18 protein-coding genes and 1 tRNA gene are annotated in these 21,781 nt (G+C 64.4%); 10 read left to right on the top strand and 9 right to left on the bottom strand.

Going from position 1 to position 21,781, the window contains the following annotated elements:
• Nucleotides 1–8: 8 nt before the first annotated feature.
• On the top strand, nucleotides 9–587 hold the full coding sequence (locus tag AFIC_RS03800) for a thioredoxin family protein (protein WP_275248634.1): 579 nt from the start codon (nucleotides 9–11) through the stop codon (nucleotides 585–587).
• Between the two features lie 152 nt (nucleotides 588–739).
• Here the strand turns inward: AFIC_RS03800 and AFIC_RS03795 are convergent.
• Nucleotides 740–814 (bottom strand) — tRNA-Val (locus AFIC_RS03795).
• Nucleotides 815–965: 151 nt separating this feature from the next.
• Between AFIC_RS03795 and AFIC_RS03790 the strand changes: the two genes are divergently transcribed.
• Complete coding sequence (locus AFIC_RS03790) at nucleotides 966–1,418, top strand: DMT family transporter (RefSeq protein ID WP_275247838.1); 453 nt, start codon at nucleotides 966–968, stop codon at nucleotides 1,416–1,418.
• 2 nt (nucleotides 1,419–1,420) lie between these two features.
• Here AFIC_RS03790 and cpdR read toward each other — a convergent pair whose 3' ends face one another.
• Nucleotides 1,421–1,789: a cell cycle two-component system response regulator CpdR gene (cpdR, locus tag AFIC_RS03785; protein ID WP_002718512.1), complete on the bottom strand. Its 369-nt coding sequence runs from the start codon at nucleotides 1,787–1,789 to the stop codon at nucleotides 1,421–1,423.
• A gap of 188 nt (nucleotides 1,790–1,977) precedes the next feature.
• Here cpdR and AFIC_RS03780 point away from each other — a divergent pair, with 188 nt between their 5' ends.
• Nucleotides 1,978–2,865: an N-formylglutamate amidohydrolase gene (locus AFIC_RS03780; protein ID WP_275248633.1), complete on the top strand. Its 888-nt coding sequence runs from the start codon at nucleotides 1,978–1,980 to the stop codon at nucleotides 2,863–2,865.
• Between the two features lie 567 nt (nucleotides 2,866–3,432).
• Nucleotides 3,433–4,215: a histidinol-phosphatase gene (hisN, locus tag AFIC_RS03775; protein ID WP_275247837.1), complete on the top strand. Its 783-nt coding sequence runs from the start codon at nucleotides 3,433–3,435 to the stop codon at nucleotides 4,213–4,215.
• A gap of 3 nt (nucleotides 4,216–4,218) precedes the next feature.
• On the opposite strand, the gene AFIC_RS03770 is transcribed toward hisN, so the two are convergent.
• Nucleotides 4,219–5,115, bottom strand: coding sequence for a LysR substrate-binding domain-containing protein (locus tag AFIC_RS03770; RefSeq protein ID WP_275247836.1), 897 nt, complete (start codon nucleotides 5,113–5,115; stop codon nucleotides 4,219–4,221).
• Between the two features lie 96 nt (nucleotides 5,116–5,211).
• Here AFIC_RS03770 and AFIC_RS03765 point away from each other — a divergent pair, with 96 nt between their 5' ends.
• Nucleotides 5,212–5,967 (top strand): sulfite exporter TauE/SafE family protein, encoded by a 756-nt coding sequence (locus AFIC_RS03765; RefSeq protein WP_275248632.1) that lies wholly within the window; start codon nucleotides 5,212–5,214, stop codon nucleotides 5,965–5,967.
• Here the strand turns inward: AFIC_RS03765 and AFIC_RS03760 are convergent.
• Nucleotides 5,964–6,908, bottom strand: a complete 945-nt coding sequence (locus AFIC_RS03760) for an alpha/beta fold hydrolase (RefSeq protein ID WP_275247835.1) — start codon at nucleotides 6,906–6,908, stop codon at nucleotides 5,964–5,966. The two genes, AFIC_RS03765 and AFIC_RS03760, sit on opposite strands and share 4 nt — an antisense overlap.
• Nucleotides 6,909–7,171: 263 nt before the next feature.
• On the opposite strand from AFIC_RS03760, the gene AFIC_RS03755 reads away from it, so the two are divergent.
• Nucleotides 7,172–7,639, top strand: a complete 468-nt coding sequence (locus AFIC_RS03755) for an Hsp20 family protein (protein ID WP_275247834.1) — start codon at nucleotides 7,172–7,174, stop codon at nucleotides 7,637–7,639.
• Nucleotides 7,640–7,694: 55 nt separating this feature from the next.
• On the opposite strand, the gene AFIC_RS03750 is transcribed toward AFIC_RS03755, so the two are convergent.
• Nucleotides 7,695–8,570 carry a sigma-70 family RNA polymerase sigma factor gene (locus AFIC_RS03750; protein ID WP_275247833.1) on the bottom strand — a complete coding sequence of 292 codons (876 nt, stop codon included), beginning with the start codon at nucleotides 8,568–8,570 and terminating at the stop codon, nucleotides 7,695–7,697.
• Nucleotides 8,571–8,677: 107 nt separating this feature from the next.
• On the opposite strand from AFIC_RS03750, the gene AFIC_RS03745 reads away from it, so the two are divergent.
• Nucleotides 8,678–9,136 (top strand): carboxymuconolactone decarboxylase family protein, encoded by a 459-nt coding sequence (locus AFIC_RS03745; protein ID WP_275247832.1) that lies wholly within the window; start codon nucleotides 8,678–8,680, stop codon nucleotides 9,134–9,136.
• 43 nt (nucleotides 9,137–9,179) lie between these two features.
• Here AFIC_RS03745 and AFIC_RS03740 read toward each other — a convergent pair whose 3' ends face one another.
• Nucleotides 9,180–9,980 (bottom strand): hypothetical protein, encoded by an 801-nt coding sequence (locus AFIC_RS03740; protein ID WP_275247831.1) that lies wholly within the window; start codon nucleotides 9,978–9,980, stop codon nucleotides 9,180–9,182.
• Between the two features lie 534 nt (nucleotides 9,981–10,514).
• On the opposite strand from AFIC_RS03740, the gene gltB reads away from it, so the two are divergent.
• Both gltB and AFIC_RS03730 read left to right on the top strand, forming a co-directional pair.
• Nucleotides 10,515–15,239 carry a glutamate synthase large subunit gene (gene gltB, locus AFIC_RS03735; RefSeq protein WP_420833361.1) on the top strand — a complete coding sequence of 1,575 codons (4,725 nt, stop codon included), beginning with the start codon at nucleotides 10,515–10,517 and terminating at the stop codon, nucleotides 15,237–15,239.
• 146 nt (nucleotides 15,240–15,385) lie between these two features.
• A complete protein-coding gene (locus AFIC_RS03730) occupies nucleotides 15,386–16,843 on the top strand; it encodes a glutamate synthase subunit beta (RefSeq protein WP_275247829.1) in 1,458 nt (485 codons plus the stop codon).
• Nucleotides 16,844–16,925: 82 nt separating this feature from the next.
• Here AFIC_RS03730 and AFIC_RS03725 read toward each other — a convergent pair whose 3' ends face one another.
• From AFIC_RS03725 to AFIC_RS03715, 3 genes are all read right to left on the bottom strand, one after another.
• On the bottom strand, nucleotides 16,926–17,306 hold the full coding sequence (locus AFIC_RS03725; RefSeq protein WP_275248631.1) for a DUF1236 domain-containing protein: 381 nt from the start codon (nucleotides 17,304–17,306) through the stop codon (nucleotides 16,926–16,928).
• Nucleotides 17,307–17,501: 195 nt separating this feature from the next.
• The gene (locus AFIC_RS03720; protein WP_275247828.1) at nucleotides 17,502–19,073 is read right to left on the bottom strand and encodes an SGNH/GDSL hydrolase family protein; all 1,572 of its coding nucleotides are present in this window, start codon (nucleotides 19,071–19,073) and stop codon (nucleotides 17,502–17,504) included.
• A gap of 85 nt (nucleotides 19,074–19,158) precedes the next feature.
• Entirely contained in the window at nucleotides 19,159–20,517 is a 1,359-nt protein-coding gene (locus tag AFIC_RS03715) for a lytic murein transglycosylase (RefSeq protein ID WP_275247827.1), read from the bottom strand.
• Between the two features lie 259 nt (nucleotides 20,518–20,776).
• Between AFIC_RS03715 and galU the strand changes: the two genes are divergently transcribed.
• Nucleotides 20,777–21,649 (top strand): UTP--glucose-1-phosphate uridylyltransferase GalU, encoded by an 873-nt coding sequence (gene galU / locus AFIC_RS03710; protein WP_275247826.1) that lies wholly within the window; start codon nucleotides 20,777–20,779, stop codon nucleotides 21,647–21,649.
• Nucleotides 21,650–21,781 lie beyond the last annotated feature (132 nt).

The following is a 21,781-nucleotide window of genomic DNA, read 5'->3' as shown; positions in this document are numbered from 1 at the left end:
ACATGAAGATGCTGAGAATCTCGATGATTGCCGCCAGCCTGGTTTTATTCGGGCTGAGTGCAGTTCGTGCCGGCGAGGTCGGCGAAGATGGGTTACATCGGGAACCGTGGTTTGCCGTCACATTCAAGGATGTCGGCGAAGACATCAGGTCCGCGGCCGCGGAGGGAAAGCGTCTGGTCATTATCTATGAACAGCGCGGCTGCATCTACTGCAAGGAAATGCACGAAAAGGTGCTGTCCGATCCGGAAGTCCGAGACTACCTCCAGAAGAATTTCATGGTGGTTGAATACAATCTGTTCGGCGATGAGGAAGTGACCGATCTTGACGGCACCAAGCTCACCGAAAAGACGGCTGCCCGGAAATGGGGCTTTATTTTTACGCCGACGATCGTGTTTCTCCCCGAGACCGCTCCCAAGAATACGACCGTCAGAGATGCCGCCGTCGCGACGATGCCGGGCGCTTTCAAGAAAGGGACCTTCCTCGACCTGTTTCACTGGGTGCGAGACAAGGGATACGAAACCGGGGAATCCTTCCCGAACTATCACATCCGCATGTCCAAGGGGCGAGCGGCGAACGCAAATGACTAAAGCCCGGCGGATCGAAGCCGCTCCCGGCGGGAAAGTCGGACGCCTTCCGGAGACCACCTGAACGATGGGCCGAAACCAGGGCCACGCGTGCAATTACCGCACGGGTGAAATCGCAAGCCAGCGGCCGTGGAGTTTAATCCGGTGAGGCTGGGTGGTGGGCGCGACAGGGATCGAACCTGTGACCCCTTCCATGTCAAGGAAGTGCTCTCCCGCTGAGCTACGCGCCCGGTCCAAACCCGGTCCATCTGTTCGGGAAGCCGACCCTATATCGATTTGGTCCCCATGGCGCAAGCCGCGATGTCCGAAAGTCGCCTAGCCCCCGGCCGCCACGGGGGCCCAGTATGGCCATCGGGCGGAATCTGCGGGGACATTATTACTATGGGAATTGTCGAATTTCTCACTCTGGCGGCGTTCGCCGTCGTCGCCGGGGCGTCGATCGTTTTCCAGGCCGCCGTCAATGCCGACCTGCGCGCGGCCCTCAACTCGGCCTCATGGGCGGCTTTCATCAGCTATGTCGGCGGCGCGATCGCGATGGCGGTGTACGTTTTCATCAGCGGCTCGTCATGGCTGACAGGCGCCGATCTCGCCAAAACCTCGTGGCTGTCATGGTTCGGCGGCTTGTTCGGCGCGGTCTATGTGGTGGCCGCGATCCTGCTTTTGCCGCGGCTCGGCGCGGCCACGCTGCTGGCGCTGTTCGTCACCGGCCAGATGGTGATGTCGGTCGCGCTCGACCATTACGGCATTCTGGGCGTGCCCCAGCACAGCATCGACCTGCCGCGGCTGACCGGTTGCGCCCTGCTGATCCTCGGGGTGGTGCTGATCCGGGCCTGAACTCAGGCGGCCAGCATCTTGTTCACTTCGCTGACCAATTCGCGCAGGTGCACGGGCTTGGCCAGCACCTTGGCGTTCTTGGGGGCTTCCGAATCGGAATTCAGGGCCACCGCGGCAAAACCGGTGATGAACATGATCTTGATGTCGGGGTCCAACTCGGAGGCGCGGCGGGCCAGCTCGATACCGTCCATTTCCGGCATCACGATATCGGTTAGAAGCATTTCAAAGGGCTCTTCCCGCAACCTCTGGTAGGCTGACAGTCCGTTGTCGTAGGACGAGACCTGAAAACCGGCGTTCTCCAGCGCTTTCACCAGAAAGCGGCGCATGTCGTTATCGTCTTCGGCCAGGAGAATTTTATGCTGGATATTCATGGCAGTCGGGAATCCGGGTTTGGGAATTTCAGTTGGTTCCCCCATCTGACCGACAGAGGGTAAATTTCGGGTGAAGGTGCCCTCGCTCTTGCCCGAATGGAAGCCTTTATGGACAATCGGGATGCTGTAGAAAAGGGTGTCACATCCGGCCACCGCGCCGGGACGTGGCTACCCGAAGGAGCCCAATGATCGACGAGTTTGACGACGCAATTTCTCCTCCGTTCGAAATTCACGAACCGGAAACGTGGCGCGCCCCGATCATCTTCAACTCGCCCCATTCGGGCTCGGTCTACCCGGCGGAATTCCTCGCCGCGACCCGCATCGACCACGACATGCTGCGCCGGTCGGAGGATTCGTTCATGGACGAGATCGTCGGCCACCTCGCCGACGAGGGCTTCCCGGTGATGCGGGTGCACTTTCCGCGCTGCTATGTCGACGTCAACCGCGAGCCCTACGAACTCGACCCCCGGATGTTCGACGACCGGCTGCCAAGTTTCGCCAACACCCGTTCGATGCGGGTCGCGGGCGGACTCGGGACCATTCCGCGCGTCATCGGCGACGGGCAGGAAATCTATCGCGAGCGGCTGTCGGTGAATGACGCGCTGGCGCGAATCGACCTGCTCTACAAGCCCTATCACCGCGCATTGCGGCGGCTCGCGACCAAGGCGCAGCAGTTGTTCGGCTACGCCATCGTCGCGGATTGCCACTCGATGCCGTCCATCGGCGTGTCGCGCGAGGACAAGCGCCGTCCTGACGTCGTGCTCGGCGATCGCTACGGCACCTCATGCGCGGCGGCGCTGGCCGATACGGTCGAAGACATCTTCACGAACCTCGGCTACAGCGTCGGGCGCAACAAGCCCTATGCCGGCGGCTTCATCACCGAGCATTACGGCAATCCCGCAAGCGGCCTGCATGCGATCCAGATCGAACTGAACCGCGCGATCTACATGGACGAGCGCAGGCGCGAGCGCGGCCCGCAATTCCGTAAAGTGGCTGCCGATTTCTCCGCATTGGCGGAAGAACTGACGGCGCTACGTTTCGATGCGTCCGGCCCGTTCGAGGCGGCGGCGGAATAACCACGCTTCATCCCGACATTCGGCGCGGCGCGAAACGCATGATTGTGCGTGGCCAGCAGCGGACCGATCAAAAACATGCGGGCAAGAAAAAAGGCCACCCGCAAGCGAGTGGCCTAAGTCTAGGGAGGAAACGCCCAAGGAGGGCAGCAACAGCACATCGCGCTATCGCGTTGCACCAATATGCATTGCACCGCACCCAAATTCAAGTCTAATCGTTCAATTAGCTATGCGTTCACAACATGCTGAAACGGCAAAACTGCACGACGGGTGGTAATAACGACTCTGTGATTTCAATCGCTTAAAAGGTTAAGCCTCTGGCATAACGATAAAATTCTAGACCAAGATATGAATCATGAAGTTCGCTTTATGACAGGATTGCATGTTGCAGTGCTTCAATAGAATCCCCGATCAGAAATTAGCTCGCGGGCGGATTCTTTTGCTGTCCGGCATTTGCTCCGGGCTACACTCCTTTCAGGGCGTCGAACTCCACGACGCCGAAACACGACTTCCAGACAAGGCAGCGACGCGGCGCGCAGGCCCAAAGCAGCAAACAACAAAAGGTTCTCCGTGACGGTCATCGATTTTACTGCCTTCATCGAACGCCTGGCTTCGGCCTCCGGCGACACCATCCTGCCGTTCTTCCGCACCTCTCTCGGCATCGACAACAAGAACACCGGCCGCGACCTCGACCCCGTCACCGAAGCGGACCGCGGCGCCGAGGCGGTGATGCGGCGGATGATCAAGGAGAGCTTTCCCCAGCACGGCATCATCGGCGAGGAATTCGGCACCGAGCGCTCCGACGCCGAATATGTCTGGGTGCTGGACCCGATCGACGGCACCAAGTCGTTCATTTCCGGAATGCCGATCTGGGGCACGCTGATCGCACTCACCCATCGCGGCCAGCCCGCCTATGGCATGATGCACCAGCCCTATATCGGCGAGCGGTTTTCCGGCGACAACGGCGCTGCGCTCTATCAGGGCCGCAACGGCAAACGCAAACTCTCCACCCGCCGCTGCGCCTCGCTGGCGGAAGCGACATTGTTCACAACGAGCCCCCGCCTGATGAACGACGCCGACCGCGCGCAGTTCGCGCATGTCGAGCAGGAGGTGCGGCTGTCGCGTTATGGCGGCGATTGCTACTCCTATTGCATGCTCGCGGCCGGGCATCTCGACATCGTCATCGAGACCGAACTGAAGCCGCACGATGTCGCGGCGCTGATCCCGATCGTGCACGGCGCGGGCGGCGTCATGACCACATGGGAAGGCGAAGGCGCAGAGAACGGCGGCCGCATCGTCGCCTCCGGCGACAAGCGGCTGCATGAGACGGTGTTGAAGATGCTGCAAGCGTGAAGCCTACGCCTTCGCCACCGCTTTCAAATGATCGACAAGCTGCCGCGCCGCTTTCGGCAGAGCGTGGCGCGCGCGGGTCGCAATCACCAGATGGCGATGCGCCCACGGATCGCCGATCCGCACCGCCTTGAGCTTCATCGTCTGCGCGCAGCGCCGCGCGGCGGTCTCGGGAATGATCGCCACGCCGACACCCGCCTCCACCAGACGGCCCACCGCGTCGAGCGTCTTGATCCGCGCGCGCAGATTAAGTCTGCGCCCGAGCCGAGCCGCATGGGCGGCAAGATGATCCTGCAACGCCGAGCCTTCCGAGAGGCCGACGAAAGCGCGACCCGCCACCTCGGCGAAGCGGACCACCCGCCGCCGCGCCAGCTCGTCGGCGCGGGCGCAGATCAGCACCAGCCGGTCGTCGCAGAAACGGAAGTGATCGAGCCCCTCCCCCATCGCGCTTTCGACCGCGATGCCGATGTCGCCGGTGCCCGAGGCCAGCGCCAGCGCGATGTCCGCGCTCTTGCGCTCTTCCACATCGATGCTGATCGCGGGATGCTTCGCCAGAAATGACGCGAGCGAGCGCGGCAGATGTTCGCTCGCGGCCGAGGTGTTGGAGAGAATGTGGATATGGCCCCGCACGCCGCCGCTGTAGGACGCGGCCTCGCTGCGCATCTCGGAGACCTGATGCAGCACCAGCCGCGCGTGATCGAGCAGTTTTTCGCCCGCCGGCGTCAGTTTGACGCCGAGCCGCTGGCGTTCCAGCAGCGTCACCCCCAGCGCCTCCTCCAGATGCCGGATCCGCGCGCTGGCGGAGGCGAGCGCCAGACCTGCGCGGCTCGCGGCGCGCGTGATGTTCCCGGTTTCCGCCACCGCGACGAACAGATTGAGATCGACAAGATCGAAGAGCCGCACCGGCAAACACCTTTTCTCTAGCCTTCGGATATTCCGGAGGCTGTGTCCGTAACCTCCACATTGTATCCGGCTCCCGCAGCGGTCAATGTGCGCGCCATGATCGACCCGATTCTCATTGCCATCGCTTTGGTGTTCATGCTGGCCGGTTTCGTGAAGGGCGTAATCGGCATGGGCCTGCCGACCGTCGCCATCGGCCTGCTTGCAACGCGGATGCCGCCCGCCCACGCCATCGCCATCGTGATCGGCCCTGCCATCATCACCAATCTCTGGCAGACGTTCGGCGGCCCGTATTTCTTCCGCATCGTGCGGCGGCTGTGGCCGCTATTGCTCGCCTGCTGCCTCGGCGTATGGTCCGGCGCCGATTTCCTGTCCGGACCGTTCGCGCCTTACGGCACCATCCTGCTCGGCCTTCTGCTGATCGTCTATTCCGTCATCTCGCTGCGGCGGCCGCAGTTTCACGTCGCGAAGGGGAAGGAAGGATGGATCGGGGCGATCTGCGGGTATCTGTCCGGCCTGATCGCGGCCGCCACCGGCGTGCAGGTGATCCCGGCGATGCCGTTCATCCACGCGCTCGGCATGGAGCGCGACGAATTCATCCAGGCGCTCGGCGTGTTCTTCACCACATCCACCGTGGCGATGCTCTTCAACCTGAGAAGCGGCGGCTTTCTCACCGCAGACATTGCGCTGCCCGCGACGCTCGGCCTGATCGCCGCGCTGATCGGGATGTATCTTGGACAGGTGCTGCGCCTGCGGATGCCGCCGGAAACCTTCCGCCGCTGGTTCCTGTATTCGATGATCGCACTCGGCGCCTATCTCGCCATCGACAAGATCGTGCAGTTGAACCTGATCTAGAACGAAGACGTGCCGGGCACGAAGGCGTCGAATGCCGCCCAGAACTGGGCGCGGTAGCGGTCCTGCTCCTGCAAGATTTCGTGTTTCGCGCCCGCGATGACGAGATGCGATCCGGTGCGCAGATGATAGGCGAATTCCTCGATCGCCGCCGTGGACACCACGGTGTCGTGGCCCGCCGCCAGTAACAGTAAAGGCTGGCGGATGCGCGAGGGATAGGTCGTCGCGCGGAATCCGAGGATGGTGCGGAACGCGGCATCGGTCCAGCCGACCGTTGGCGAGGCGATGCCGAGCGTCGGGTCTTCCTCCAGAATGGAAGCATTGCGCGCGTAGCGAACCGGATCGCTCGTCACCGGATTCTCCGCGAACGGCCCGGTGCCGACCAGCCTGTTGCTGCCGCCCGGAATGTAGTTTCCACCCATCCCGGCGAAGCGCATGGTGCGGATCAAAGTGCGGATCGGCCAGCCGGTCGTGCGGCCCGGCAGATCGATCATCGGCGCGGTCATCACAATGCGGTCGAACCAGCGCGAGCCGCCATGCAGCACCCGCAACAGGATCGCGCCGCCCATTGAATGTGCCAGCGCGTAATAAGGCGGCGGACAGTCCGGCATCACCACCTGCTGCACGAAGGCGGCGACGTCGGCTTCGTAGTCCCTGAAATTGCGGACGTAGCCCTTGCGATAATCGCTCAACTGCCGCGCCGAGTGCCCCTGCCCGCGCCAGTCGATCATCGCCACCGCGAAGCCGCGCGCGCGCAGATCGCGCACCGTCTCGAAATATTTCTCGATGCACTCGCCGCGCCCGGTGAAGACGCAGACCGTGCCCTTGCGCCCGGCTGGCGGCGCCCAGCGCGCGAAGCGCAGCTCCACGCCATCGCGGGACTTGATGGCTCCGGAAACAACATCGTCCGGGACCGGATTGGCGGGAATGGAAACGAGTGTCATGCGGGTGCCGAAGACAGGCGATGGCGGGAAAATACAGACATTCGCAAGGGTGCCGCACCCTCTTGAACGTCCCGGGGACATCTCCATATCAGCTTCGTGCAGGCCAGTTAAGGCTGCACGCAGAACGAAAACCCGGCCAATCCGGCGGGTTGTCTGCTCTTTGGAAAAAAGAGCCGCGCGTTGTGCTTGCGAGACGAACCTCCCGGCCGATAGCCGGACTCCCTCTCGTGTCATACGCGCCGGTCGCTCAATGGAGGACTAACATGCGTACTTTCGATCTCACCCCCTTCTATCGTTCCACCGTCGGTTTCGACCGTCTGTTCTCGCTGCTCGACCAGGCGGCTGGCGACGGCGGCAACGGCTATCCGCCCTACAACATCGAGCGGACCGGCGAGAACGACTTCCGGATTACGGTCGCCGTCTCCGGCTTCTCGCAGAATGAAATCTCCATCGTCGCGAAGGAAAACACGCTGACGATCAAGGGCGAGAAGGTCGCGAACGAGAACAGCCAGAACGAAGTGCTGTATCGCGGCATCGCCTCGCGCGCCTTCGAGCGCAGCTTCCAGCTTGCCGATTTCGTGCAGGTGAAGAACGCCTCGCTCGAGAACGGTTTGCTTCATGTCGATCTCGTCCGCGAGATCCCGGAAGCCGCCAAGCCGCGCCAGATTCCGATCACGACCGGCAGCGCCGCGCCGAAACCCGTCGGAACGGACGGCAAGCAGGCGGCTTAAAGACAGCCGTCATCTTGCTCTGAACAAGAAACGCCCCGGTGCCCCGGGGCGTTTTTCATGTGTTGAGGATCGCGACGTCGAACCCCTTGATGCGATCCGGGTCGGCGACGGCCTGAATGCCCGCGATCCGCTCTCCCGCGAAGCGAAGCTCCAGCACGATCCGCAGCCGCCCGCCGAACACCACCGCGATCGCCATCGCGCCATCGACCATCGCGGGCTGCGCCGCCTGCGCACGCCCCTTGAAGGTGTTGGCCACCGCCTCCGCGCCGCGCAATTCGACCGCGCCGCCCATTTTCGCCGCCACCGCATCCGACCTGAACACGACCTCCGGACCGAGCACCGCCAGCAGCGCCTCAAAGTCACCGTTCCTGGAGGCCGCAAGGAATGCATCAACGATCACGCGCTGGCGGCTGAGGTCGGCCTCGGGCGTCCCGACATCGGATTTTACTGAAGCGCCCTGCACCCGGCGGCGGGCGCGGCTCGCCAGTTGCCGCGCGGCGGCAGGCTGACGGCCGACGATCGGCGCGATCTCCTCGAACGGCACCGCGAACATGTCATGCAGCACGAAGGCCAGCCGTTCGGCGGGCGTGAGAGTGTCGAGCACAATCAGCAACGCGGCACCGACCGAATCCGCGATCTCCTCTTCGCCGTTTTCATTATCGGCGGCGGGTTCCGGGACATGCGGTCCCAGTTGCTCCTCACGCCGCGATTTCCGCACGCGCAGCATGTCGAGACAGATCCGCGCCACCACGGTCGTCAGCCAGCCGCCGAGGTTTTTGATCTCGTCGGTGCCGGCGCGGTTGAGACGCAGCCAGGCTTCCTGAACCGCGTCCTCCGCCGCGCTGCGCGAGCCCAGCATCCGGTAAGCGACGGCCCGCAAATGCGCGCGGTTCGCCTCGAACCTCTCTGCCAAAAAATTTTGTTCGCTCATCGGTCACATCTCCGCAGCCTGCCTCGTCACCCCTCTGACGAACCGATCCGGCCGAATGTGACATCGGCGGGAACCGCAGCGTCCAACCAGCCTGAAGGAGATTTCCGATGCAAGCACGCATGAACAATCCGGCCCTGCTCAATCCCGACGCCATGAAGGCGCTCGGCGCCCTGAATGAATCGGCGAAGAAAGGCAATATCCCCGCGACATTCCATGAACTGATGTGCCTGCGCGCCAGCCAGATCAATGGATGCAGCGTCTGCATCGACGGGCACTGGCGGATCGCGAAGAAGGCCGGCGAAACCGATGAGCGGCTCTTTGCCGTCGCCGCTTGGCGCGACACGCCCTACTTCACGGCCGCCGAACGCGCAGCACTCACCCTCACCGAGGCCATGACGCGGCTCAGCGACAGGGCCGATCCCGTTCCCGACAAAATCTGGGACGAACTGATACGCCATTACAACGAGACCGATATCGTCTCCCTGCTTCTCACCATCGCCAGCATCAATGTCTGGAACAGGCTGAATATCGCGACGAAACAGCAGGCGGGCTTCTGGAAGCCCTGAAGCAAAAAGGGCGGCCGGTCTATCGGTCGCCCTTTTTGATGCTTCAATCCATCGGCTGCACCGGCGGCATCGGTTCGGTCGGCTTCAGCTCGATCGTGTCCGCGGCGGGCGTGGGTTTGGCCTCAACCTTCGCCTCAGGCTTGGGCATATCCTTGGGGGCCGCGCCGGACAATTGCGCCGTCTGCGCCGCGGCCGGTGCTGCCGGCGGTGTGGCTGGTACCGCCGCGACGCTCGCCGGAGCGGGCTTCGGAGCCGTCTTCGCGATCGTCTTCGCCGCGCGCTTGAGCGATGCGGCATGATGCGGCGAGGCAACCGGCGCGTCATGGCTTGCCGTGCGTGGCGGATATTCTCCGCGCGGCGGCACCGCGCCATAGGAATCGCGAGGATCGCGCGCGAACCGTGCGGGCGGCGGACCCGGCGGCCCATACATGCGGTCGAGTTCGTCGCGCAGCCGCGAATCCATCCGCATCGCAGGGATGAAGCGGATCGGCTCGCCGGTGCGCGCGTCCACGATCAGGCGTCCATCGTCGCCGTTCTGGTTCAGCACCGCGACGGTGTAGACCCAGCCGCGCCGGAACACCGGGCCGAGTTGGGAAAAGCCCTGCTGGCGCAGGATTCCCGGAATTTCCTCGGGAGCGAGAATAACGGAGTCGTCTCCCATCGGCACCGGCTCCGGCGGCCCGGCATACGCGCCGCGGCCATATCCGCCATCATCGCTTCTCAGGACGTCGGCGACCTGAATAATCCTGGCCTGCACCATTTGAATGACCTGAGCGCGCGCAGGCACGGTGGCGGCGCCCGCCGCCATCACCGTTCCCGCGCAAATCGAAGCGAACAGCTTCATCGACCGCCTCCTCGTCATCCACAGCCCTGAACACCTCAGGTTCGGGATCTATCTTGCCGGGGATTCCGGCGAGGAATGGGCCGCGCTTGGGCCGGAACGAGATTCTTTGCGGCCAACGGCACCGGGCAGATGAGGCGACAACTCCGGTTGTGAGTCATGCATCCCGCCGGGGACTCCGTTGTGCTTGTGTGATAGAAAAAAGTTTGGCAATCTGGCAGGTAGGACAGTAATACTGTCCCATATTTTGCCGGGATTTCAGGCAGGATGACGGGTCCGCAGTCCGGCTCCTGCCCGCAAAGACCGCTCGCTCGCGCCGACAAGCGCCCGCGAGCCAGCACTTTTGACACAAGGCTCGTCTGCTGGCGGGCGGTTTCTCGGCTCGGAGCTCCGGCTCAGGGCCTCGGCTCATGGTGGCCCGAGCAACCGCGAACGCCCCGGGTGCGCCTGACTGATGAGCAAGGAACGCCCCGAAAGGGTTTGAGGCACAGGATGACCAGGTTCGTGAGATATTCAGGCGGTGCCCAAGCACCAGGGATGGTTCAGGTTGGCGATGGCCGGCCTGAACGAACACAACATGGCGCCAGTGCACACGCCGCCGAACATGCCCCCGAGCATACCTGGCGTCCGCCGGCCGAAGGTCTCTATGACCTCTCCCTTGAAAAGGACTCCTGCGGCGTCGGCTTCATCGCCAACATCAAGGGCAAGAAGTCCCACCAGATCGTCACCGACGCGATCAGCATCCTGTGCAATCTCGAACACCGTGGCGCCGTAGGCGCCGATCCGCGCGCCGGCGACGGCGCGGGCATCCTGGTGCAGATCCCGCACGATTTCTTCGTTCGCAAGACCAAGGAACTTGGCTTCTCCCTGCCGAAGCCCGGCGATTACGCCGTCGGCGCGCTGTTCATGCCGCGCGACGATTCCTGGCGCACCGTCATCCAGAGCATCTTCGCCGATCAGATTGCCGCCGAGGGCATGAAGCTGCTCGGCTGGCGCAAGGTGCCGACCGATAACTCATCGCTCGGCGTCACCGTGAAGCCGACCGAACCCGCGCACATGCAGGTGTTCATCGGCCGCGGCAGCTTCGCCGGCACCGAGGAAGAATTCGAGCGCAGGCTCTACATCGTTCGCAAGTCGATCTCGAACGCGATCTATCAGCGCCGCGAGCGGGGCCTTTCCGGCTACTATCCGGTGTCGATCTCGACCCGCACCGTCGTCTACAAGGGCATGTTCCTCGCCGACCAGCTCGGCAAATACTATCCCGACCTGCACGAGGACGATTTCATCAGCGCGCTGGCGCTGGTGCATCAGCGCTTCTCGACCAACACCTTCCCGACCTGGTCGCTCGCGCACCCCTACCGCATGATCGCCCACAACGGCGAAATCAACACGCTGCGCGGCAACGTCAACTGGATGGCCGCGCGTCAGGCCTCGGTGAAGTCCGACCTGTTCGGCAAGGACATCGAGCGGCTGTGGCCGATCTCCTATGAAGGCCAGTCCGACACCGCCTGCTTCGACAACGCGCTCGAATTCCTCGTGCAGGGCGGCTACTCGATGGCGCACGCCATGATGATGCTCGTCCCGGAGGCATGGGCCGGCAATCCGCTGATGGATGAAGAGCGCCGCGCCTTCTACGAATATCATGCAGCCCTGATGGAGCCGTGGGACGGCCCCGCCGCGCTCGCCTTCACCGACGGCCGCCAGATCGGCGCGACGCTCGACCGCAACGGCCTGCGCCCCGCTCGCTATCTCGTCACCAAGGACGACCGCATCCTGATGGCGTCCGAAATGGGCGTGCTGCCGATTCCGGAAGACCAGATCGTCACCAAATGGCGATTGCAACCGGGCAAGATGCTGCTGGTCGATCTCGAACAGGGCCGTCTCATTCCCGACGACGAGATCAAGGCGCAGCTCGCGGCGAGCCATCCCTATCGCGCGTGGCTCGACAACACCCAGATCGTGCTTGAGGAATTGCAGCCGCCCGCCACCAAGAGCGCGCAAAAATCGAACATGTCGCTGCTCGATCGCCAGCAGGCGTTCGGCTATACCCAGGAAGACCTCGCGGTGCTGATGACGCCGATGGCGACATTGGGCGAGGAAGCGATCGGCGCGATGGGCACCGACACGCCGCTGTCGGCGCTGTCCGACAAGCCGAAGCCGCTGTTCACCTATTTCAAGCAGAACTTCGCGCAGGTGACGAACCCGCCGATCGACCCGATCCGCGAGGAAGCGGTGATGAGCCTCGTCTCCATCATCGGTCCGCGCCCGAACCTGTTCGATCTCGAAGGCCTGTCGAAGAACAAGCGCCTCGAAGTGCGCCAGCCGATCCTCACCAACGAGGACCTCGAGAAGATCTGCTCGATCTCCGAGATCGCGGAATCGCAGTTCAAGTCGCGCACGCTGGACACCACCTTCCATGCGGGCCTCGGCGCCGCCGGAATGGAGCAGGTGCTCGACGAGCTTTGCGCGCGCGCCGAAGCCGCCGTGCGCGAAGGCCACAACATCATCATCCTGTCCGACCGCGCCACCGGATCGGACCGGATTCCGATTCCGTCGCTGCTCGCCTGCGCCGCCGTGCATCACCACCTGATCCGCACCGGCCTGCGCACCTCGGTCGGTCTCGTCGTGCAATCGGGCGAGCCGCGCGAAGTGCACCACTTCGCCTGTCTCGCAGGCTACGGCGCCGAAGCCATCAACCCCTACCTCGCGTTCGAGAGCATCGTCGCGATGCGGGACCAGTTGCCCGGCACGCCGGACGGCAAGGAAGCCGTCAAGCGTTACATCAAGGCGATCGGCAAGGGCCTTCTCAAGGTCATGTCGAAGATGGGCATCTCGACCTATCAGTCCTATTGCGGCGCGCAGATCTTCGACGCCATCGGCCTGAAGACCGACTTCATCGCCAAATACTTCACCGGCACCCACTCCCGCATCGAGGGCGTGGGCCTCGCCGAGATCGCCGAGGAAACCGTGCGCCGCCACACCATGGCGTTCGGCGAGGACCAGATCTACAAGGACTTCCTCGATTTCGGCGGCGAGTATGCGCTGCGCACCCGCGGCGAGGACCATGCATGGACCGCGGATTCGGTCGCCACGCTGCAACATGCGGTGCGCGGCAATTCGCAGGACCGCTACCGCGCCTTCGCCAAGCAGATCAACGAGCAGGCCGAGCGGCTGCTGACGCTGCGCGGCCTGTTCCGCCTCAAGACCGCCGAAGACGACAAGCGCAAGCCCGTCCCGCTCGACGAAGTCGAGCCCGCCAAGGAAATCGTCAAGCGCTTCGCCACCGGCGCGATGTCGTACGGCTCGATTTCGCGCGAGGCGCACACCACGCTTGCGATCGCGATGAACCGGATCGGCGGCAAGTCGAACACCGGCGAAGGCGGCGAGGAATCCGACCGCTTCAAGCCGATGCCGAACGGCGACTCGATGCGCTCGGCGATCAAGCAGGTCGCTTCGGGCCGTTTCGGCGTGACGACGGAATACCTCGTCAACTCCGACATGATGCAGATCAAGATGGCGCAGGGCGCAAAACCCGGCGAAGGCGGCCAGTTGCCCGGCCACAAGGTCGATGCGACGATCGCCAAGGTGCGCCACTCGACGCCGGGCGTCGGCCTGATCTCGCCGCCGCCGCATCACGACATCTATTCGATCGAAGACCTCGCGCAGCTCATCTACGACCTGAAGAACGTCAATCCCGACGGTCAGGTCTCGGTCAAGCTCGTCTCCGAGATCGGCGTCGGCACGGTCGCCGCGGGCGTCGCCAAGGCGCGCGCCGACCATGTGACGATTTCGGGCTTCGAGGGCGGCACCGGCGCGTCGCCGCTGACCTCGATCAAGCACGCAGGCTCGCCGTGGGAAGTCGGCATCGCCGAAACCCACCAGACGCTGGTGCGCGAACGGCTGCGCTCGCGCATCGCCGTGCAGGTCGATGGCGGCTTCCGCACCGGCCGCGACGTCGTGATCGGCGCGTTGTTAGGTGCCGACGAATTCGGCTTCGCGACCGCACCATTGATCGCGGCGGGCTGCATCATGATGCGCAAGTGCCACCTCAACACCTGCCCGGTCGGCGTCGCGACGCAGGACCCGGTGCTGCGCAAGCGCTTCACCGGCCAGCCCGAACACGTCATCAACTTCTTCTTCTTCGTCGCGGAAGAAGTGCGCGAGATCATGGCGGGCCTCGGCTACCGCACCTTCAACGAGATGGTCGGCCAGAGCCAGATGCTCGACCAGACCCGCCTCGTCGCGCACTGGAAGGCCAAGGGCCTCGACTTCTCCAAGCTGTTCTACAAGCAGAAGGAGGAAAAGGGTCAGGTCATCTATCACAACGAGCCGCAGAACCATCACCTCGAAGAGGTGCTGGACCGCAAGCTCATCAAGGAAGCGCAGGCGGCCCTCGACCGTGGCGCGAAAGTCGAGATCGAGACCGATATCCACAACACCGACCGCAGCGCGGGCGCGATGCTCGCGGGCGCGCTCGCCAAGCGTTACGGCCATGCCGGCCTGCCGCACGACACCGTGCACGTGCACCTCAAGGGCACCGCCGGTCAGGCGTTCGGCGCGTGGCTTAGCCACGGCATCACCTTCGATCTCGAAGGCGAAGGCAACGACTATGTCGGCAAGGGCCTGTCGGGCGGCCGCCTCATCGTGCGCCCGCCGCAGAACTCCGCCATCGTTCCGGAAGAGTCGATCATCGTCGGCAACACCGTGCTGTACGGCGCAATTCAGGGCGAAGCCTACATGCGCGGCATCGCCGGCGAGCGCTTCGCCGTGCGCAACTCCGGCGCGGTCGCGGTGGTCGAGGGCGTGGGCGACCACGGCTGCGAATACATGACCGGCGGCATCGTCGTCGTGCTGGGCAAGACCGGCCGCAATTTCGCGGCGGGTATGTCCGGCGGCGTCGCCTATGTGCTCGACGAGGACAATTCCTTCGCCAGGCGCTGCAACATGGCAATGGTCGAGCTCGAGCCGGTGCTCTCCGAGGAGATGATCGCCGAGAACGAGTACCACATGCACGAGGATCTCGAAGCGCACGGCCGCGTCGATGTGTTCGAGGATCTGCTCGCCGACGACATCAAGCGCCTGCGCGTGCTGATCGCGCGCCATGCGAAATACGCCGGATCGAAGCGCGCCGCAGAGATTCTGGCGAACTGGAAGAAGTATCTGCCGATGTTCCGCAAGGTGATGCCGGTCGAGTACCGCCGCGCCCTGCGCGAGATCAAGACAAAGAAGGAAGCCGAGCGTCCCATCGCAATCGGGGCGTAGACTGAAAATTCCGTCACCCTGAGGTGCCCAAGCGTAGCGAGGGCCTCGAAGGGGGACGGAACACGATATTCATCCTTCGAGGCTCGCCGAAAACGGCTCGCACCTCAGGATGACGACGAAACGGGATGCAGGGGCGTCAGGTTACCATGGGTAAGATCACAGGGTTTCTCGAATTCGAGCGTCACGACCGCAGCTATGCGCCGGTCGCGGAGCGTGTGAAGAATTTCAACGAATTCGTCGTTCCGCTGTCGGATAAAGAACTACGCGATCAGGCCGCGCGCTGCATGAACTGCGGCGTGCCGTTTTGCCATGGCACCGGTTCTGTCGCGCCCGGCACGCCCGGCTGTCCGGTCAACAACCAGATCCCGGACTGGAACGATCTCGTCTACAAGGGCAACTGGCAGGAGGCCGCGCGCAACCTGCACTCGACCAACAACTTCCCCGAATTCACCGGCCGCATCTGCCCCGCGCCCTGCGAGGCATCCTGCACGCTGAACATTTTCGACAGCCCCGTCACCATCAAGAGCATCGAGCACGCCATCGTCGAGCGCGCATGGGACAACGGCTGGCTGCCGCCGGAAATCGCCGCCGAGAAAACCGGCAAGAAGGTCGCCGTGGTCGGCTCCGGCCCGGCCGGCCTCGCCTGCGCGCAGCAACTCGCACGTGCCGGCCACGAGGTGCATGTGTTCGAGAAGCACGCCAAGGCGGGCGGTCTTCTCCGCTACGGCATTCCCGACTTCAAGATGGAGAAGTGGACCATCGACCGCCGCATCAAGCAGATGGAGGCGGAAGGCGTGGTGTTTCACTACGGCAAGGCGGTGGGCGGCTCCTCGCCCGGCGCGATCGATCCGAAGGAACTGCTCAAGACCTATGACGCCATCGCGCTGACCGGCGGCGCCGAAGCTCCGCGCGACCTGCCGGTGCCCGGCCGCGATCTCGCCGGCATCCACTATGCGATGGATTTCCTGCCGCAGCAGAACCGCCGCGTCGGCAAGGAGCCGCTCGACGGCGTGAGCGAAATCCTCGCCACCGGCAAGCATGTCATCGTCATCGGCGGCGGCGACACCGGCTCGGACTGCATCGGCACCTCGGTGCGTCAAGGTGCTGCGTCGGTGACGCAGCTTGAAATCCTGCCCGAGCCGCCCGCGCGCGAGAACAAGCCGCTGGTCTGGCCTTACTGGCCATTGAAGCTGCGCATCTCGTCGAGCCAGGCGGAAGGCGCCGTGCGCGACTACGCCGTGATGACGCAGAAATTCTCCGGCGAGAACGGCAAGGTGGCGAAGCTGCACGGCATCCATGTCGATGCCAAATTCCAGCCGGTGCCCGGCACCGAATTCGAGCTCCCCGCCGACCTCGTGCTGCTGGCGATGGGTTTCGTGCATCCGGTGCACGAGGGGCTTTTGAAGTCGCTCGGCGTCGATCTCGATCAGCGCGGCAACGTCCGCGCCGCGACCAGCGACTACAAGACCTCGGTGGCGAAAGTGTTCGCCTCGGGCGACATGCGCCGTGGCCAATCGCTCGTGGTGTGGGCGATCCGCGAAGGCCGCCAGTGCGCCGCCTCGATCGACCAGCATTTGATGGGATCGACCACGCTGCCGCGTTAAGCCCCAATCACATACTCACAACAAAAACCCCGCCGTGCAAACGGCGGGGTTTTTGCTTGCGTCCGGTTACGCAACCGCAGGCTTACTCGATGACGCGAATGATCCGGCGGGTGCGCGGATCGACGATCACGCGCTGGTCGTTGACCACGGCATAGCGATACTCGCGATAACGCGGCACCTCATGCAGCACCACCATCTCCGGCAGCGGCTCGCCCACCGCGATCCGCTCATGCACCACGACCGACGGCACGCGCTCGCCGCGCACCGAGGTGATCACGGCATCCGGGATCGCCACGGCGGTTCCGACGGCGGCGCCGACCGTGCCGCCGACAATCGCGCCCGGCGCGCCGAGCACCGCGCCACCCGCTTCCGCGCCGCCGCGCGCGCTGTCGCGAACCACGTCCTGCGCTTGAGCCAAGGCAGGCGCCAACACCAGAGCCGTGACCGCGAGCATTGTCTTCATCTTCATGACCTGTCTCCCTTGATCGATTGACGCAGGTTAACCGGCAAGGAGAGCGGGCGTTCCGGAAACGATATTTTCAATCGCGCGGCGAAAATGTGAAAAACATGCCGGAAACAAGGCACAAGTTGAAATACGCCTGTCCGTCAATGCCCTTCGCGCAGTCACCCGCAAGTTCCGTCGAAAAGCGATATATTTTTAGCGGAAGAAAAAGAATCCGGAGCTCGCGGCCGAGGGCGCGATCGGACGCTGCCGCTGCGGCAGCATCCGGCCGGGATCGAAGAAGCCGTTGCTCGACGTCGCCGGCGGCGCGCGCCGCTTCGGCTTCGGCGCGGCGGGCTTGTCGCCATCGAGCGTGGCGATGGCGTCCTTGCCCGGCGGCGTCGGCGGCGCTTCGAGCCGGCCGATCTCCTGGCGCGGCCAACTGAAATCATCGGCGCGCCCGGCCGGCGGCGAGAGTGGTTCGCCCTTCACCAGCGTGCGCGCAGCCAACGCATCGACCGCCGCGGGCCGCGAGCCCGCACCGCCGAGCAACTGGTCCGCGCTGACGGACGGCGCCACCAGCGGCACCACCGGCCCCGCCATCGGACGCGGACCGGCCACGCCCGGCTTGACGTTGACGCTGTTGTCCGGCGCTTCGCTCGGCAGCGACAGCGGCGAGGAGCGCGCGGCCAGCACGCGGCGAATCTCGCGCTCGGTGTAATGGGCGAGCTTGCGCGCGCCCGCCTTGGTGAAGAACACGCCATCATAGGAACGCAGGCGGCGGATCTGGCCCTCGAAGTCCGGGCCCTGCTGCAAATAGCGTCCCCCGTCATCGACGAAGCCGTCCCAGACATCGACATAGGTGATGCCCGCCTTGCCGGCGGCGTCGCGATACAACGCATCGAGGAACAGCATGTCGGAGGTCGACTTGGTGCCGCGTATGGCCGGCAGGCCGACCCACAGCACCGGCACGCCCCTGGCTTTCAGGATGCCGATCAATTCCTCGATCTTCCGGTTGTAAAGCTCGACCCAGCGCGGATCGCGGAAATTGGCGATGCCGTTGGCGGCGGGCGCGGTCTTCTCTGGGGGGGCCGCGTCTTCCTCGTCGTCGGAGTTGGCCGTATCCGGCGGCGCGGCTTCGCCCTCGCCCGGCTTGTTCGCGTCGGCCTTGTTCTGATCCGATTTGTCGTCCTTCTCCTTCGCGCCTTTCTTGCCCTTCTTCTTGTCCTTCTCGGTCTTCTCGACCTTCTCGTGGATCGGAATGCGGTCGTGCAGGCCGAGCATCACCACGATCACGTCGGGATGCTCGCTGGCGAGAATCTCCTTCGCGGCCGCCGCCCAGTCCGACGGCTCGCCCTTGGGCTGGTAGCGGATCAGGCCGGACACCGTCTTGGCTTTGCGGATGACGCCAAGCTCCGGCGTCTCGGCGAGCGCATCCTCGAGGCCGTAGGCGAGCCAGTCGGCCATCGCGTCGCCGATCACCAGCACGTTCTGCTCGGCGGGCGTGTCGCGCTTGTCCGGCGCGGGCGGGCGCGAATAATCCACGCGCGGCTGTTGCGGCTGAGCCTGCTGCGGCCGGTCGCCGAAGAAGCCGTCGCGGAACGAGGGGAAGAACCCGCCGCCGCCCTGAGGCACGCCGCGCGGAGGCACCGGCCTGCGGTTGCCGAACCCGAAATCGAACAGTTGCGCGGAGGCAGGCTGGGCCATGCCGAACGCCAGGAGGCCCGCGACCGCGAACGCCGCCAGCACCGCGCTTTCGCGCCGGATGTATCGCCTCCAGAATCGCATCAGGGTCTCAGCCGGGTTTCGATTTTGACCCCCGTTATACTAGCTGAATCCGGCCCGAAAAGGGGCGATTGCGGCGTTATTCGCCTCAGTTCGCCCGCAGCCGGGCGAGCGCGTCGGAGGAGGCGAAGCCGTCGGCGGGCGTGCCGACCGAGGCCTGATAGGAACGCAGCGCCTGACGGGTCGCGCTCCCCAACTGGCCATCCGGCTCGCCCTGATAGAAGCCGCGCCGCGCCAGCAATTGCTGCAACTCAAGCCGCTCGGCGCGGCTCAGCACCCGCTCCGAACGCGGCCAGTTCTGGACGAACGGCCCGCCCCCGCGCAGCCGGTCGGCGAAATGGCCGATCGCGAGCGCGTAGGATTCCGCCGGGTTGTAGCGCAGGATGGCGCGGAAGTTTTGCAACATCAGGAAGCCCGGCCCCTGCGCGCCCGCGGGCATCAGGAGAAACGCGTGATCGCCGGGCCGCGGAAACGCCTGACCGTTCGCGCGGCGCACGCCGAGCCGTTCCCATTGCGCGAGCGACAGCATCTTCGAGCGGTCGGCCATCATGTAATCGAAGCCGCGCGGCACCGAGACCTCGTAGCCCCAGCCCTGCCCCGCCTGCCAGCCGTCGGTCTTGAGCTTGTTGGCGGTGGAAGCGATCAGGTCGGCGACATCCTTGACCGCGTCGCGCCGCCCGTCGCCGTCGAAATCGACCGCGAACCGCTTGTACACCGTGGGCATGAACTGCGTCGGCCCGAACGCCCCCGCCCACGAGCCGACCATCTCGTCCGGCGTGAGGTCGCCGCGATTGAGGATTTCCAGCGCCGCCAGAAACTCGCCGCGGAAATAATTCTGCCGCCGCCCAATGCAGGCGAGCGTCGCGGTGGAATTGAGCACGCTGCGGTCGCCGCCCTGCGTCGAGTAGTTCGACTCCACGCCCCAGATGGAGGCGATGATGTAGCGGTCGACGCCATAGGCGCGCTCCACCGCATCGAACTGCGCCTTGTACTGAGCGAGGATTTCGCGGCCGCGCGCGATCCGCGCATCGGTCACCAGCACGTCGAGATAATCCCACACCGCCTTGGTGAATTCGGGCTGCGAATCCATGAAGTCCATGATCTTCAGATCGGGCTCAAGGTTCGCGGTGAGGCGCTGGAAGTTGGCCTGCGTGACGCCACGGCGCGCAGCCTCCGGGCCCATCGCGGCGACGCAGGATTTGAAATTGGCGGCGGCGGCGCGGATCGCGGAGGCCGTCATCTCGGGCGAGCCGGAGGCGCCGTCCTCCCCGCTCCATTCCTTCGAGGAGGCGCGGCGCATGGATGGCGCGGATGAGGGGATCGAGCCGGTGAGTTCGGGGCGCGGCCCGCGCGGGCCATCCGGAATGCAGGCGGACAGCGGCAGCGCCAGCGCGCCCAACGCCAGACCACCCGCCAAACCGCGCTTCATTCTCACCGGCAATGCCATGAATGTCCTTCCCGTCCCGAAAGGCTATCAGGCCCGCAGAGGGTTTCCACACCCTTAACATAGGGCCGATTTCATGATGTTTCAGGGGCGCTGCGCCATTAACCCGCATGCGCGAAAGCCGATCCGCCTGAGGCACTTGCCCATTTGCTGCCTTTGTTATCGGCTGCAAACAGGATAGTGAGGCGGATCGATTGTTCCCGGCGCGAGCCCTCGCGCCGCCGCCTTTTCATCGCGTCCATCAAAGAGCCCGAAGCACCACATGAAAATCCGCAAAGCCGTATTCCCCGTCGCCGGTCTCGGCACCCGTTTCCTGCCCGCCACCAAGGCGATGCCGAAGGAGATGCTGACCGTGGTGGATCGCCCGCTGATCCAGCATGTGGTGGACGAGGCGCTGGAAGCGGGCATCGAACACCTCGTGTTCGTCACCGGCCGCAACAAGGGCGTGATCGAGGATCATTTCGACCGCCCCTACGAGCTGGAAGACACGCTGGAGAGCCGCGAGAAGAAGAAGGAACTTGCGATCCTCGAGCGCGACCAGCCGGAAGCGGGCACCACCTCGTTCACGCGCCAGCAGGCGCCGCTCGGCCTCGGCCATGCGGTGTGGTGCGCGCGCGACATCGTCGGCAACGAGCCGTTCGCGGTTCTGCTGCCGGACGTGCTGGTGAAGAACAGACCGAGTGGCCTCAAGCAGATGATCGACGCCGCCAACGCGGCCGGCGCGGACAAGGCTAACATCATCGCGGTGGAAGAAGTGCCGATGGAGCAGGTCCACATGTACGGCGTGGTCGGCGTCGGCAAAAGCAAGGGCGACCTGTTTGAATTGAACGGCATGGTCGAGAAGCCGAAGAAGGAGGTCGCGCCCTCCAACCTCTCGATCACCGGCCGCTACATTTTGCAGCCGGAGATCTTCAACATTCTGGAAACGCAGGAACGCGGCGCGGGCGGCGAAATCCAGTTGACCGACGCAATGCTCGCGCTCGCGGGCAAGCAGCCGTTCTATGGATTCAAGTTCAAGGGCAAGAGCTACGATTGCGGCTCGAAGTCAGGCTTCTTGGCCGCCAACATCGCCTACGCGATGGACCGCGAGGAATTACGCGGGGATTTGCTCAGCGAGATGAAGAAGTACGTGTGAGGGGTAGCGAACTCCCCACTTGACGACCGCGCCTGCCTCGAGAGTTTTGGCAAAATGAAGGTTGGACACTGTAGCCGTTCGGCGGCAGCCCAGCGCCGCGCGGCTCGTGACGCACACGAGCCACCCGGGACG

Source organism: [Pseudomonas] carboxydohydrogena (assembly GCF_029030725.1).
GTDB lineage: Bacteria > Pseudomonadota > Alphaproteobacteria > Rhizobiales > Xanthobacteraceae > Afipia > Afipia carboxydohydrogena.
The sequence above is the reverse complement of the archived record's forward strand: the minus strand, read 5'-3'. Positions and strand labels throughout refer to the sequence as shown.